The sequence below is a fragment of the Aliidiomarina soli genome (assembly GCF_003986975.1).
GTDB lineage: Bacteria > Pseudomonadota > Gammaproteobacteria > Enterobacterales > Alteromonadaceae > Aliidiomarina > Aliidiomarina soli.
Genome location: NZ_PIPO01000002.1, coordinates 37,302 through 50,932, shown reverse-complemented (window position 1 = coordinate 50,932; position 13,631 = coordinate 37,302). Strand labels below are relative to the sequence as shown.

The 13,631-nt window shown below is 52.4% G+C and carries 13 protein-coding genes; 4 read left to right on the top strand and 9 right to left on the bottom strand.

Annotation, left to right across the window (positions count from 1 at the left end; translation table 11 throughout):
* Positions 1–53: 53 nt before the first annotated feature.
* Genes glmU through CWE14_RS03950 form a run of 3 tightly spaced genes read left to right on the top strand, consistent with a single transcriptional unit; the run spans position 54 to position 3,570 of the window.
* Positions 54–1,430, top strand: a complete 1,377-nt coding sequence (gene glmU / locus CWE14_RS03960) for a bifunctional UDP-N-acetylglucosamine diphosphorylase/glucosamine-1-phosphate N-acetyltransferase GlmU (protein ID WP_126798208.1) — start codon at positions 54–56, stop codon at positions 1,428–1,430.
* A 15-nt stretch (positions 1,431–1,445) separates the two neighbouring features.
* Positions 1,446–3,275 carry a glutamine--fructose-6-phosphate transaminase (isomerizing) gene (glmS, locus tag CWE14_RS03955; RefSeq protein ID WP_126798207.1) on the top strand — a complete coding sequence of 610 codons (1,830 nt, stop codon included), beginning with the start codon at positions 1,446–1,448 and terminating at the stop codon, positions 3,273–3,275.
* Between the two features lie 28 nt (positions 3,276–3,303).
* A complete protein-coding gene (locus CWE14_RS03950) occupies positions 3,304–3,570 on the top strand; it encodes a hypothetical protein (RefSeq protein ID WP_126798206.1) in 267 nt (88 codons plus the stop codon).
* 10 nt (positions 3,571–3,580) lie between these two features.
* Here the strand turns inward: CWE14_RS03950 and CWE14_RS03945 are convergent, their stop codons facing one another.
* From CWE14_RS03945 to CWE14_RS03920, 6 genes are all read right to left on the bottom strand, one after another.
* On the bottom strand, positions 3,581–4,594 hold the full coding sequence (locus CWE14_RS03945; RefSeq protein WP_126798205.1) for a metal-dependent hydrolase: 1,014 nt from the start codon (positions 4,592–4,594) through the stop codon (positions 3,581–3,583).
* A 3-nt stretch (positions 4,595–4,597) separates the two neighbouring features.
* Positions 4,598–5,191, bottom strand: a complete 594-nt coding sequence (locus CWE14_RS03940; protein WP_126798204.1) for a TetR/AcrR family transcriptional regulator — start codon at positions 5,189–5,191, stop codon at positions 4,598–4,600.
* Between the two features lie 78 nt (positions 5,192–5,269).
* Entirely contained in the window at positions 5,270–5,944 is a 675-nt protein-coding gene (locus CWE14_RS03935) for an SDR family oxidoreductase (protein WP_126798203.1), read from the bottom strand.
* Between the two features lie 92 nt (positions 5,945–6,036).
* A complete protein-coding gene (locus CWE14_RS03930; RefSeq protein ID WP_126798202.1) occupies positions 6,037–6,549 on the bottom strand; it encodes an acyloxyacyl hydrolase in 513 nt (170 codons plus the stop codon).
* A 210-nt stretch (positions 6,550–6,759) separates the two neighbouring features.
* Positions 6,760–7,320: a BON domain-containing protein gene (locus tag CWE14_RS03925; RefSeq protein ID WP_126798201.1), complete on the bottom strand. Its 561-nt coding sequence runs from the start codon at positions 7,318–7,320 to the stop codon at positions 6,760–6,762.
* Between the two features lie 159 nt (positions 7,321–7,479).
* Positions 7,480–7,929, bottom strand: coding sequence for a hypothetical protein (locus tag CWE14_RS03920; RefSeq protein WP_126798200.1), 450 nt, complete (start codon positions 7,927–7,929; stop codon positions 7,480–7,482).
* Between the two features lie 195 nt (positions 7,930–8,124).
* On the opposite strand from CWE14_RS03920, the gene CWE14_RS03915 reads away from it, so the two are divergent.
* The gene (locus CWE14_RS03915; protein ID WP_126798199.1) at positions 8,125–9,453 is read left to right on the top strand and encodes a sigma-54 interaction domain-containing protein; all 1,329 of its coding nucleotides are present in this window, start codon (positions 8,125–8,127) and stop codon (positions 9,451–9,453) included.
* Here the strand turns inward: CWE14_RS03915 and CWE14_RS03910 are convergent.
* From CWE14_RS03910 to CWE14_RS03900, 3 genes are all read right to left on the bottom strand, one after another.
* Complete coding sequence (locus tag CWE14_RS03910) at positions 9,450–10,166, bottom strand: YebC/PmpR family DNA-binding transcriptional regulator (RefSeq protein ID WP_126798198.1); 717 nt, start codon at positions 10,164–10,166, stop codon at positions 9,450–9,452. The genes CWE14_RS03915 and CWE14_RS03910 overlap by 4 nt on opposite strands.
* An 82-nt stretch (positions 10,167–10,248) precedes the next feature.
* Positions 10,249–10,782, bottom strand: a complete 534-nt coding sequence (locus CWE14_RS03905; RefSeq protein WP_126798197.1) for a DUF3617 domain-containing protein — start codon at positions 10,780–10,782, stop codon at positions 10,249–10,251.
* A gap of 154 nt (positions 10,783–10,936) precedes the next feature.
* Positions 10,937–13,393: a S8 family serine peptidase gene (locus tag CWE14_RS03900; RefSeq protein WP_241972316.1), complete on the bottom strand. Its 2,457-nt coding sequence runs from the start codon at positions 13,391–13,393 to the stop codon at positions 10,937–10,939.
* Positions 13,394–13,631: the final 238 nt, after the last annotated feature.

Sequence of the window (13,631 nt, the reverse complement as noted above, 5' to 3'; positions counted from 1 at the left end):
CAGTAAGTGGTAGACTAGCCGCCTAGTATGTTTTATCGATATGGTTTGAAGCAATGGAACAGAGTAAGCTCAATGCAGTCATTCTGGCTGCTGGCAAAGGCACCCGTATGCGCTCCGCGCTACCTAAAGTGCTGCATCCCGTCGCCCACAAGCCGATGGTGGCGCATGTCATTGAAACTGCGCAGGGTTTAGGCGCACAAGCGGTTCAGTTAGTCTATGGTCATGGCGCTGAACAGTTGCAGACAACGTTGGCTGGTTACCCGGTTAATTGGGTTGAACAGGCCGAGCAGCTCGGTACCGGCCATGCGGTTCAGCAAGTGGTACCTCACCTCGCAGATGACGACACTGTACTTATTCTATACGGCGATGTGCCATTGATTCAGCAGCAAAGTCTGCAAGCCTTGCTCGAAGCGAAAGGCGACAGTGCGCTGGCATTACTCACCGTGACCTTGCCAGACCCTACCGGCTACGGGCGTATTCTGCGCGACGATCAGGGCACCATTACCGGCATTATTGAACACAAAGACGCAACCCCTGCCCAGCGCCTGGTAACCGAAGTAAACACGGGGATTATGGCGGCTCAGGGGAAAGACCTGAAACGCTGGCTCAGTGCGTTGTCGAACGACAATGTACAGGGTGAATACTACCTGACTGATGTTGTTGCGATGGCGGCCAATGAAGGTGTGCAGATTGCCAGTAGCCAGCCGCAAAGCGCGAGTGACGTGGAAGGCGCTAATAACCGGGTGCAGCTAGCGGCCCTTGAACGCGCGTATCAAAAACGTCAGGCAGAACAGTTGATGCTGGCGGGCGCTACCCTGATGGACCCGGCGCGTATCGACGTACGCGGCAACGTCGAGATCGAAAATGATGTAGTGATTGACGTCAATGTCGTCTTTGAAGGTGATGTTTATCTGGCTGAAGGTGCCGTGGTCGAAGCAAACTGCGTGTTACGTGACTGTCGCATTGGCAAACATGCACGGGTTAAAGCCAACAGTGTGATTGAAGGCGCGGTACTGGGTGAAAATGCCCAGGCAGGCCCCTTTGCCCGTCTGCGTCCAGGCGCCGAACTGGCCAAAGACGCCGCCGTTGGCAACTTTGTCGAAATGAAAAAGTCCTACCTTGGCGAAGGTGCCAAGGCTGGCCATTTAAGTTATCTTGGCGACGCCCAAATTGGCGCTGGTGCCAATATCGGCGCCGGCACTATTACCTGCAACTACGATGGGGTGAATAAATTCACCACCGTCATTGGTGAACAGGCTTTTATTGGCTCAAATAGTTCGTTGGTAGCACCGGTCCAGATTGGTGACCGTGCTACGACCGGGGCTGGCTCTGTGGTGACTCAGGATGTCGAAGCAGATCAGCTTGCTGTCGGGCGGGCACGCCAGCGCAACCTGACTGGCTGGAAACGGCCGCAGAAAAAATCAGATTAAGCAGAAGGATTCATTATGTGCGGGATTGTCGGGGCAACGGCTGAGCGTCGTGTTGCAGAAATTCTTTTAGAAGGCTTACGCCGTCTTGAGTATCGTGGTTATGATTCAGCTGGTATGGCGCTGCTGAATGACCAGGGGTTAACCAAAGTGCGCCGGGTCGGCAAAGTGAAAGAGCTGGCCGATGCGGTTGAACGGGACGGTATCAACGGTCATGTGGGTATTGCCCACACCCGCTGGGCAACCCATGGTGGGGTTACAGAAGCCAATGCCCATCCGCATGTATCCTCGGGTTCACTGGCGGTGGTCCATAACGGCATTATCGAAAACCATGAGAGCCTGCGCACTAAGTTGCAGGCGCTCGGCTATGAATTCGAATCGCAAACCGATACCGAAGTTATTGCTCACCTTGTTCACCACGAGCTGAAGTCAGCAGCTAACTTACTAAAAGCAGTGCAAACCGCGGTAAGTCAGTTAGAAGGTGCCTACGGCACCGTGATCATGGATGAACGTGAACCAGGTCAGTTAGTGGTCGCTCGCTCTGGTAGTCCTTTGGTCATAGGGCTAGGTATTGGTGAGAACTTTGTTGCGTCCGACCAGCTGGCGCTGTTACCTGTAACCCGCAAGTTTATTTACCTCGAAGAAGGCGACGTGGCCGCCGTCTCGCGGGATGACGTTGCTATTTTCGATCAGCAAGGCAACGCTGTTGAGCGCGAAACCATTACCTCGGATCTGCAGTACGACGCCGGCGGTAAAGGTGAATACCGCCACTTTATGCTCAAAGAAATCCACGAGCAGCCGTTTGCGGTGCGCAATACCTTAGAAGGTCGCGTGCTGGACGGTAAAATTGCGCTGGATGCGTTTGGCGACAATGCCGATGAGATTTTCAAAACCATCCAGCACGTGCAGATTATTGCCTGTGGTACCAGTTACCATGCCGGCATGGTCGCCCGCTATTGGCTTGAGCAATATGCAGGGGTGTCCTGCAACGTCGAAATCGCCTCGGAATTCCGTTACCGCAAGTCCCATGTCTTTCCGAACAGCTTGTTGGTGACTATTTCTCAGTCGGGCGAAACCGCTGATACCCTGGCCGCGCTGCGTCTGGCGAAAGAAATCGGATACACCGCCAGCTTAACGGTGTGCAATGTCGCTGCATCATCAATGGTGCGTGAGTCGGATCTGGCTTTCCTGACCCGGGCTGGCGCCGAAATTGGTGTTGCCTCAACCAAAGCGTTTACCACTCAGCTAGCTGGCTTACTGATGATGACAGCCGCCATAGGTCGTTACCATGGCATGTCAGCTGAAACCGAAGCGCGCATCGCGCAGGCACTGTCAGCGTTACCGACCAAACTGGAAGAGTGTCTGGCCATTACCCAGGATATCGAGAAGCTTGCTCCTGAGTTTGCCGACAAAGAGCACAGCCTCTTCCTTGGCCGCGGTGACCAGTACCCGATAGCTATGGAAGGTGCACTTAAGCTAAAAGAAATCAGCTACATTCACGCCGAGGCCTATGCATCAGGCGAACTGAAACATGGCCCGCTGGCGCTGATTGATGCCGACATGCCGGTTATCGTGGTGGCACCGAACAACGAGCTGCTGGAAAAGCTCAAGTCCAACGTTGAAGAAGTGCGCGCCCGCGGCGGCATCATGTATGTCTTTGCTGATCGCGATGCAAACTTTAAAGGCGACGACAGCATGCGGGTAATCAACCTGGCCCACATTGATGAGCTGATTGCACCGATTATCTATACCCTGCCATTGCAGCTACTGAGCTACTATGTGGCAATCATCAAAGGGACTGACGTTGATCAGCCACGCAACCTGGCGAAATCGGTGACGGTGGAGTAGTTCAGTCAGGGTAGAATAAGGAAAAACGATGCACCGACGTGGTGAAGAAACCGAGGCACAGAAGCTTCGCAATAAACTGATTTTCTATCCCATTCTGCTGGTAGTTGTAGGCTTACCAAGTTACCTGCTGGCGAAGGGAACCTTCGGCTGGATAAGCGGCGCCTGGTTTGAGATCAACTTTGCGCATTGGGGCGTCTGGATTGCGCTGGGGATTACTACGCTGGTGTATGCCGTGGTGCTGCTGATGATTGCAGTGCAGATGGTGTTGGGGTTTATGCTGGCGTTAAAACGCTAGTTAATGCGTTTTAACGACGGCGGATCCTGGTGGAGCCGTCAGTGTGAGTACACAGACCGTACTGAAATGGCGGTTGCATCTGCGGCACCACGAACAACAGGTCGGTAAACCAAAGGCAACCATTGTTGTCGTCGAGGTACGCCGGGTAGCTCATAAAATCGCGTACTGCCTGAAAGTCGGGATGCTGCCAGGCTGTCTCGGCCTCAGGGGTCGGCTGCCTGGGGTGGAATGTCCATTCCGCGTCGTTGCGAGCGAGGTAGGCGTTGGCGCTTTGTTGCATCCAGTTGAAGGGCCAGTCTAGCGGGTCTGAATCGCTGACTCTGAGGTCCATGGCCCACACCCCCTCGTTCGCGTTCTGTAATAACTTCCAGTGATAGAGTGAAAATGGCTGCGGCCAGGCTTGCATGGCGTGTCCGCTAAGCGGTGCTGCTTGCCTGGCATATTGCTTGGCATAGTTCAGCGCGGCGTGTTTCTGCACAGCAGCAAAGCTGAGCCAGATAACCGGGCCGAGAAGCGTGATAACGGTGACTAAAAGGCGCGGGTTCGGCTGTCTGGCCTGCCAGTAAATCACGCCCAGCGCCAGCACGATGCTGGCGCTAAACACCGGATCTACAATAAATAGCAGCCCGAATGACACCCGCTCGTTACTCAGCGGCATCAATACGCCAACATCCCAGGCTGTCAGCAGATCTGCAGCAATGTGGGTACAAATACCTGTTAGCCCCAGCCAATACAGCAAAGCAAACGTCAGCGCTGGCCCTTTGCTGTGTCTTTGTATGCATCGAATAAGAAGCGCAAACAGCAGCGCCCATGCCGGCGCCAGCAGCAACGAATGGGTGTAAGTACCATGCCAGTAGGCGTGGTAATAAAGCGGGCTGAACAGCAAGGTAACACTATCGATGTCGGGGAAAAGCCCGGCCAGGGCACCGAGTCCGGTCGCAGCATTCACTTTACGCCGGTCAACCACCCTTGCCACTCCCGCGCCGCCAAGAGCACCCAGCGCTGCGTGGGTTAACGGGTCCACGGATTATTTCCAGAGCTGAACACGTTGCCCCCGGCGAAGCGCTTTTTGCAGAGTCTTTTTGGTGCGGCTCTGCTGTGGTGATGTGTCTTTCAACCAGTGAATAAATACCCTTATAAACAACCCAGTAAGCGCAACTTCCTGACCGATTCGCTGGAGATGACTGGCTTTGAGCTCTGCTGCTTCGCGAAACCATTGCACCGTGCGGCTGATGCGCAGTAGCCCGGCAGCCTGTAGATGAATATGCCCGGGTTCGAGCTTGTAGAGCAGCATTTCACCAGTCAGTCTGTGGTACGGCGATAATGCATCCAACCAGCTTTGCATGGCACTGCCGAGTCGTAAGGTGTTCAGTTGCAAGGTGAGCGGGCTTGTAGGATTGGCAGGCCTTGGTTGTGGGAAGCTCTGCAACATGGCTCTGTCAGCCCGGTCTAGCCAGGCATCGACGAGTTCGTCTTTCTGCGCGAACTGTGCGTGGATAACAGCAAGTGACGTATTCAGCTGGCGCGCTACCTGATACAGCGTGAGCTGCTCCCAGCCGGTTTCGTTACCCAGTTTAAGAGCAGCATCCAGAATCGCGTCCCGCGTTAGCGTGTTGTCCATATAAACCTCATCAGCATTAACCTAAGCATCAGTATAGAAAAGGCTCAGGTGTTTGCTGATCAGGTTGTGAGTAGCAGCCTAGTAGGCTGGCATCAGAAAGATTTCGCGCACGCAATTGCGGGGGTTGGCATTCAGCGCATGCAACACCGCATCGGCGACATCGTTTGCATCGAGTTTGTCCGGTTTTGGCTCATCGAAGAAAGGTGTGTTGACCATGCCTGGCGCGATAACGGTGCAGCGGCCCTGCCATTCTTTCATTTCTTCGGCCAGGTTCGATGCAAAGCCGTGTACGAACCATTTAGTGGCACCATACACCGAGCCTTGAATGGTTCGACGACCAGCCGCTGAACCAGTCATAATAAAGTGCCCGGTGGTTTTACGTAAATGCGGCAGGGTCAGCTTAGCGGTATAGAGTAAGGCATTGATATTAATATCGATCATCTTCTGCCACTGGTCGGGCTCACCAGCCTCCACGCCAGGGCTGTTAACGCCCATGCCGGCATTGGCAAACACCGCATCAAGCTGGCCAAAGTGGTTCACCCCTTGCTCGACTACTCTACTTAATTGCTGGTAGTCAGTGATATCGGCGGCGACGGCGAAGGCATGCTCTGAGCCTAATTCGTTGACCAATGCCTGTAGGCGTTCCTCGCGGCGTGCGGTCAGAATGACTTTGACGCCATCCTTGACCGCTGCTCGCGCTGTTGCTTCGCCGATACCGCTCGACGCGCCGGTAATTAACATTACTTTGCTCATTACATCCTCCGTTAGGCGACCGCCCCTCAGGAGCAATCGTCATCTTAGTTTTGAGTCTGACCCGGCCTCAACCTTAGCAGACCTGGCGGGCTTTAAAAGCCGCGGCGGTAGGAAAGGCTGAGAAAGTCCATGCCTGGGTTATTGCTTGCCAGGCCGGCATTCGAATAGTGCATGTAGCGCAGACTCAGGGTATGTTCGTCGCTCACTTTCAGCACGACCCCGATCCGGTCTTCGAACTGAAAATGGGAGCCCATGTTTTTATGTGCAAACAAGCGCTCATCGAGAAGACTGACCCCGATACCAAACTCCCAGAACACAGGTCTGTTGGCCAACGCGGCAAATTGCCGGGTAATAACCGGGGAGAGCGCTAATACATTGACTTGCCGATGCTCATCGCCGGCGTCTTGTTGCCAGCGATTGAAACTGGCTTCAAGGTGCCAGTTGAGATCCCAAAGCGGTAGCTGTTGCGGCTCCATCGGTTGCAGTGCAATGCGGATTCCCGACGTCGAATACTCTCCAGCTAAGTAGTCGACCCCCATTTGCTTCGCATGTGAGTTAAGTGGTAACGAGAGCGATAACAGCAGCAATACAATATAGATTCGCATGACAACACCTCGTAGTTAGTAGAAGGCTATTATCCGGGGCCGCTGTAAATTATTAAATGCGAATATTCAAATGGCCGCGATTGGTTTTTCCGTCGATTTCTGCACTTTTAGTTTTGCTGAAAATCTGTGCACTGACTGCTGCCGGGCCGCTAAAATGAAAAGCGGCCGCAGGGGCCGCTTTGCAAAATGGGTTTAAGGCTTATCCGGGCTTTAACGGCCTCTGACCCGCAGGTTATCCCGAACGTCACGGACTCCATTGGTGTTGCGCGCCATCTCAACGGCCAGATCCCGCTGGGCTGAGCTTTCTACGTGGCCATTTAAAGTTACCACGGCCTCATCGACTTCGACTTCGATATCGCGGCCGCTAATCTCGCCTGACATCAGTAAGCGAGACTTGAGGACGGTAAAAATACGCCCATCGTTGAGCGTGGCACGGACGCCACCTTCGTCATCGTCGTCGCCATCGTCCTCGTTGCGCACGGTGAGGTTGTTTTCAACCCCACTAACACCTTCAATTCCTTCCACCAACTCTTCGGCTAAGGCTTTGTCGGTGCTGGTCTCTACTTCACCTTCCAGGGTCACCACTCCGTCTTCCACCGACGAGCTGATACGGAAAGCATTGAGATTGGTATTCAGCATCAGTGAGGTCTGAGCTGAACCATGGATCCAGGCGTCCCGCGATTCACCTTCCCAGTCAGTATTTGCCTGAGCACTGATGCTGGCGCTGCCTAATGCGAGCGTGACTAACGCGGCGGTTAAGGTACGTTTCATTTTGTATCTCCTGTATAGAAGTTCAGGGAGATACTAGCGAAGCCCGTGCCATGTTTCATAACTTATTGATAATTATTAAATTGTTAGCGTTATGGAAGGGTTTTAAGCAGCTTATTAGGGATGTACTGTGAACTAATTACAGGGTGGCTGGTAATTATTTCAGGACGCTGAGGGGCTGAGTTGGTGTTGCACCCGGTACTGTTCTTTAAGTGCTGCCAACTGGTCTCTGGATATTTGCAGGTAGGCGGCAAGCTGCGCCAGGCAATGGCTTAACTGCTCGTCACCCGCTTTTTTGACATCTCGTTTTAGGATATCAAGGGTAAGCCGTTCCTGTGCTTCGAGCAAATCAAGAAAGATAAAGTTATCAAAGGCTTGAATTGAGCGTTGCGCAGTTTCAAACCAGTCGCTACAGGCCTGGATGCGGTCTTCTTTGTTGGAGTCAGGGTGAGAGTGAGAGCCGTACTGAGTAACCACATCTTGCAGCTGCTGATGAATTTCGAACCGTTGCTGAAATATACGGCGGATGTTGTAGTCGTCGACGTGGTGAGTGGCGAAACGATAGAAGTTGCACCCTGCCTTGCTTAACGCATAAATATCATTGAGAGGCATAGACACTCCTGAATTAATTCTGTGCGCGGTCTGAACAGATGTACACCCAACACTGGGATGTTCGGTTTCGGTGACCCATACAATAGTCGTACCAAAAATCAAATAAATGTAAATGTTTACGCTGGCCGGGAAGCCCTTTTCTATACTTGCTTGACGCAGATTCACTCAACGTTGCTATCAAGGAGTGGCCGGGTGATGGCTAGACCTCGTTTGTTTCTTCATATTAAAGATCCGTCGCTGGACCAGCGTCTGCGTAGCCTGCCAGTGGTAAGCAAATTCTCGCTGATACCAAGCAGCGGAGATCCCGACTGGCCGACCCAAATGGTGACCGCTAAACCTGCTGTCGCGTTAGTAGAAATGAATCAGCTTTGCGACACAGAGCGGCAACAGCTACGTCGACTGCACCCGTTTCAACGGCTGGACTATATTATTCTCAGCCAGGGGTCGCCCAACCCTGATATAGATAATCAGTTATTACACCATGCTGGGTTCCACTTTCGCGCGCCCTATTGCCTGCAGCATATAGAGGCTACCCTACAGGATTTCTACCACAGGGGGCAACGTGACCAGGCGGTTAGCGAACAGATTTTACATAGTGAACTGGAGCAATTCGGCTTGTTGGTAGGGTCCTCCCAATCGATGCGTGAGCTCTATCAGACCATTCGCAAAGTCGCTGATTCGGCGGCACATGTGCTGGTTAGTGGTGAAAGCGGCGCAGGCAAAGAGCTGGTCGCGAACACGATTCACTCGGCCAGCGCGCGGGCGGATAAACCGTTCATTGCATTGAACTGCGGCGCCCTTAGTCCTGATCTGATCGACAGTGAATTGTTTGGTCATGTAAAAGGCTCATTTACCGGCGCCCTTCGTGACCACAAAGGGGTCTTCGAACAAGCTGACGGGGGTACGCTGTTTCTCGATGAGATAACCGAGATGCCACTTGAACAGCAGGTTAAATTGCTCCGCGTGCTGGAATCGGGTGAATACCGTAAGGTGGGTGGCTCAGGCGCTCAGTTGGCGAATGTGCGAGTTATAGCGGCGACCAATAGAGAGGTTCAGGATGCGGTTGAACACGGCTTTTTGCGTCAGGACTTATACTTTCGCCTGGCTCAGTTTCCAATCCGGGTGCCGGCACTTCGCGAGCGTGGCGAAGATATAGAAGGTTTGGCTAAGCACTTTTTAGCCTATCGCAATGCCTGTGAAGGCACTGCGAAGTCGATTACGCCAGCTGCATTGGCTCAGATCGGTCGCTACCACTGGCCGGGTAACGTGCGCGAACTGAAACACACACTGGAACGAGCCTATATCCTGGCTGACAATGTCATCGAGCCAAGTCATATTGCGCTTGATGGCGGGACCAAGCCGTGTGTGCTGGCAATGCCCAGTGGAATGCCGCTGAAGGAGTTGGAAGCCGCTGCCATTCAGCAGACTTTGTTGCGCAATCAGGGCAACAAAACATCGTCTGCTGAACAACTAGGGATTAGCGTTAAAACGCTGTATAACAAACTCGAAAAATATCAGAGCTAAAACTGTGCGTTGTGATACACCTTCTGTACGTCGTCACAGTCTTCCAGCATGTCGAGGAATTTCTCCATCATCGCTACATCATCCTCACTGATTTCCACTGCGGTCTGTGGCACCCACTGGATATCATCGGTAGCGAAGTCAATATCAGGGTAGGCTTCGAGCAGCGCCTGACGCGTTTTAGCGTATTCAGTGTGCGGGGCAAATACGGTGACCATGCCGTCTTCCGCTTCGACATCGGTTACATCAACGTCAGCTTCCATCAGTAACTCAAGGACGCTGTCTTCATCGTCACCTGCAAATGCGAAAATCGCTACATGGTCGAACATGTGCGACACCGTACCCGGGGCGCCAATTTTGGATTTGGTTTTAGTGAAGCAGTTGCGCACGTCTGTGTAGGTGCGGTTGCCATTGTCGGTCAGGCAGTCAACGATGACCATGCAGTTACCTGGGCCGAACCCTTCATAGCGAGCGGTAGCATAGTCTTCACCACCACTGCCTTGTGCTTTGTCCAGTGCCTTGCTGATCACGTGGGCGGGTACCTGATCTTTCTTGGCCCGTTCAATGAGCGAACGCAGGGTCAGGTTCATGTCCGGATCGGCGCCCCCTTGTTTTGCCACCACATAGATTTCACGGCCATATTTACTGTAGACACGGCTTTTTGCGGTTGCTGTTTTAGCAATCGATTCTTTTTTATTCTGATAGGCTCGGCCCATGACTTCATCCTGTTAGACAATACATAACACACACGTGAGGGCGAATTTTACACACTGTTGCCGAATTTATCTATGTCCTGATCTAGTTACACTCCTCTCTCAGCCAACGGCCTTGCTGGCGGATTTGGATGGTTTCGGGATTTCCGGCCATGCGCGTGGTGAATTCCGCGTTGCCTTCATATTGCTCGTTATTCAATACAACGATTTGGCCGCGGCCTTCATATGGAGGGTCACCGGCGCACTGAAAACTAAAATGGTAGGTATCGCCTTGTTGGGTGATGGTCTGGTCGCAGCCGTCTTGCTGTGGAAGATTCCCTCTTCGGATATCGTCTTCTGTCAGACAGACCTGCACACTGGAACCTGCCAAATCAAGGTTAATTCCCTGAGATGACATCATTTGCTCGACCATTCGACGCTGACTTTGCGGAAGCTGCTCGAGTTGCTGTAGCGCTTCTTCAATTGCTCTTTCCATTTGCCCACTTTCACTCTGCATGGAAAAGCTGTGCTCCCAAAGTCCGGGGCGAATATCAAGATCGAGTTCATCTTCAGCCGTGGCGGTGGAAAGCGAACCAAGGACCAGGGCCATGGTAAGGCCGAGTGTAGAGTTTCTGTTCATGTTGATGCCTCGTTGATGCTTCGTTGATGCTTCGTCATTGCGCGATGTCGCGCGGGTCTTCTGGGCTTAAGTAAAGAAGGGCGCCTGCAATGCAGACGCCCTTTAAACTTACCAGTATTATGGAGATCTTGCTAAGTTTGCTGTGGTTACCACCTTAAAACTGGTGGGTGACCTCACCGCACTTGTCAGCAGGACCGTCCGCTGGACATACTTCATAAGTTACTTCGTCTGCGTCCGTCATGAAGCTGTCACGTAAACGGTTACCAGTATACGTGCCTACCAGTTCGCCGTCCCGATACACAACTACTTCACCGTCAGCGTTGTCCCAGCGTAGCTGAACGACAGCCAGACCAGTGCGTAATTTACGCGCTGAAGCAATTGAAACTTCAATCTGATCGAGGTTGATAGTAATGGTCTTAGTCACTGAATCAGACTGATCATCGCTATCCGTTACTACCAGGCTTACGTCGTAGCTGCCCTGTTCGGCATAGGTATGCATTGGGTTTACTTCAGTCGAGCTTGCGCCATCGCCGAAGTCCCAATCATGACTAACCAGATCCAGGTCTGCTTCGCTTTCGTCAGTGAAATTAACAGTCATTCCGTCAATGCTATAGCTGAAGTCTGCAGATGGTGCATCTGGCTGTGGCTCTGCATCACTGGCGGCACTGATAACCAGTGACCAGAAGTTCAGTGTGCCGGTGTCAGCAGCAGCGTTATCCGAGACAAACAACGTCCAGTCACCCTGCATTGATTCACCGTTGAACGCGTCCACAGACCAGGTTTGATCGATGTCATCGGCGCTGCCACCATCGCGGTCATGGAGCACGTGCTCAGTCCCTTCAGGTGATGTTAGCGTAATGATTAAGTCGCCAATCCAGGTATGAGTAATATTGACCGACACATCTGTACCAAACACCAGGCCTTCTTCAGCGACGCTGATGATGCTGGTGATACCTTCAGGGTCTGCATCAGGAATCGATACCGGGTTGTTGTTTTCGTAAGGGAAGTCTACCAGGTTAGCAGGCAATACCATCAGCGAACTGGCAGCAGATCCTGTTAACTCACCACTATCAACGTCACTTGCAGTTAGGTTGATGGCGTACTCACCCCATTGGGTATCTTCATCGGTATATACAGTTAAAGTGACTTCTTCACCGGCAAATGCAGTGTCCGCAGAGAGATCAAAATCAAGTGCTGGGTCAATGCTTGCACTTAAGTTCACTTCACCTGACCAGTCAGCAACACTAAGAACCTCAATGGTGTACTCAGCGCTGTCACCAGCCGAAACTTCCTGTGCAGCGGGTTGCATGATTAAGGCAAAGCCAGGTGTTGGATCAGCATCCAGTAATGCCTGATAAGCATTCAGACGATTCCCGGTTACGGTACGGCCAGCCAGTGCAGGAGTTGGGTCACCTGAATCGAGCAGGATCTGTTTTACTTCAAACAAATCCAGGTGCGGTGCGATGGACCAAATCAAAGCGGCAGTGCCGGCAACATGAGGAGATGCCATCGATGTACCTGACGCTGTTGCGTAGCCGTCGTTTAGGTAGGTTGACAAGATAGCAGAGCCTGGAGCGCCAAGGTCAACCGAGGTTAGTCCGTAGTTCGATAGAACGGCCAGTTGGTCATTGCGGTCAGTATTGGCAACCGAGATGATGCCATCCAGGTCATAAGCGGCAGGGTATGCAGGTATCGCGTCTGAATCGCTAGCTTCGTTACCTGATGCTGCTACAAACAAGATACCGGCATCAATACCGTCTGATATCGCGGTGCGTAAGGTTTCTGAATACGGCCCCCCGCCCCACGAATTGTTGGTCGCAACCAGATTGACACCATGATTGACTTTCAGGTTGGTGAAGTAGTCGATACAGGCGATAGCGCCTGCAGTGGAGCCAAATCCGTCTGCATCAAGGAACTGGCAGCCAGCAACCTTAACATCCCAGTTTACCCCAACCACGCCAAGACTATTGTCGCCCACCGCGCCAATAGTGCCCGCCACGTGGGTACCATGACCATTTTCGTCCATCGGGTCGCCATCATCATTGATAGCCGAATAGCCGAAACAGTCGTCAATGACCCCTGTACCTGTGTCATCAATGCCGTTGTCACAAATTTCCCCCGGGTTCTGCCACATATTTGCGGCAAGGTCCGGGTGGGTGTAGTCAACGCCTGAGTCGATCACCCCAATTACGATGTCACTGGAGCCTGTCGTGATATCCCATGCATCCACGGCGCTGATATCGGCGCCAGGGGTGCCTCCTGCTTGTCCGGTATTGTGCAGACCCCAGAGACTGCCAAAGTTCGGATCATTGGGAACGGCTTGCGCCTGAATATCATTGATCGAGATGGTGTAGTTCGGTTCCGCTACCTCAATTAACGGGTGCGCCGCTAAGCGTTTGATCGCACGGTCACGCTGAGCAGAGTTCGCTACACGAATTTCATTAATGCGACCTTGTGCGACATGTCGCATACGAAGGTCACGGCCAAGTACGTCAGTTTCACGCAGAATACCACCAACACCGCGAATTACCTCTTCTCGCTGTTCCTTGGAAACCGATTCTTTAAACATCACCAGCAAAGAGTCTTCCTCTGCTTGGGTGCTCGCTGCCATAGCTGAGCCCGTAAATAGGGCTAAGGAAATGCCAACGACTAATTTAGTTTTATTAGTCATTTTATTCTATTCCTCAATTTATACGAAGGTTTGTGTTCTTATAAATGCGAATTTTCCGCACCAAGAAGATCTAGCATAAATAATCGAGTTGGATGCCCTTATAACGGGAGGTCGAACCTAAATTAAGAACCTAGTTGTAGTCCCTTTGGTTGATTTAGGGCGTTAATGATTATCTTAA

Bases quoted from the DNA above. Each gene is read 5' to 3' on its own strand.
- glmU (WP_126798208.1), top strand. From the start codon at position 54: ATGGAACAGAGTAAGCTCAATGCAGTCATTCTGGCTGCTGGCAAAGGC.
- glmS (WP_126798207.1), top strand. From the start codon at position 1,446: ATGTGCGGGATTGTCGGGGCAACGGCTGAGCGTCGTGTTGCAGAAATT.
- CWE14_RS03950 (WP_126798206.1), top strand. From the start codon at position 3,304: ATGCACCGACGTGGTGAAGAAACCGAGGCACAGAAGCTTCGCAATAAA.
- CWE14_RS03940 (WP_126798204.1), bottom strand. From the start codon at position 5,191: ATGGACAACACGCTAACGCGGGACGCGATTCTGGATGCTGCTCTTAAA.
- CWE14_RS03935 (WP_126798203.1), bottom strand. From the start codon at position 5,944: ATGAGCAAAGTAATGTTAATTACCGGCGCGTCGAGCGGTATCGGCGAA.
- CWE14_RS03930 (WP_126798202.1), bottom strand. From the start codon at position 6,549: ATGCGAATCTATATTGTATTGCTGCTGTTATCGCTCTCGTTACCACTT.
- CWE14_RS03925 (WP_126798201.1), bottom strand. From the start codon at position 7,320: ATGAAACGTACCTTAACCGCCGCGTTAGTCACGCTCGCATTAGGCAGC.
- CWE14_RS03920 (WP_126798200.1), bottom strand. From the start codon at position 7,929: ATGCCTCTCAATGATATTTATGCGTTAAGCAAGGCAGGGTGCAACTTC.
- CWE14_RS03915 (WP_126798199.1), top strand. From the start codon at position 8,125: ATGGCTAGACCTCGTTTGTTTCTTCATATTAAAGATCCGTCGCTGGAC.
- CWE14_RS03910 (WP_126798198.1), bottom strand. From the start codon at position 10,166: ATGGGCCGAGCCTATCAGAATAAAAAAGAATCGATTGCTAAAACAGCA.
- CWE14_RS03905 (WP_126798197.1), bottom strand. From the start codon at position 10,782: ATGAACAGAAACTCTACACTCGGCCTTACCATGGCCCTGGTCCTTGGT.
- CWE14_RS03900 (WP_241972316.1), bottom strand. From the start codon at position 13,393: ATGGCAGCGAGCACCCAAGCAGAGGAAGACTCTTTGCTGGTGATGTTT.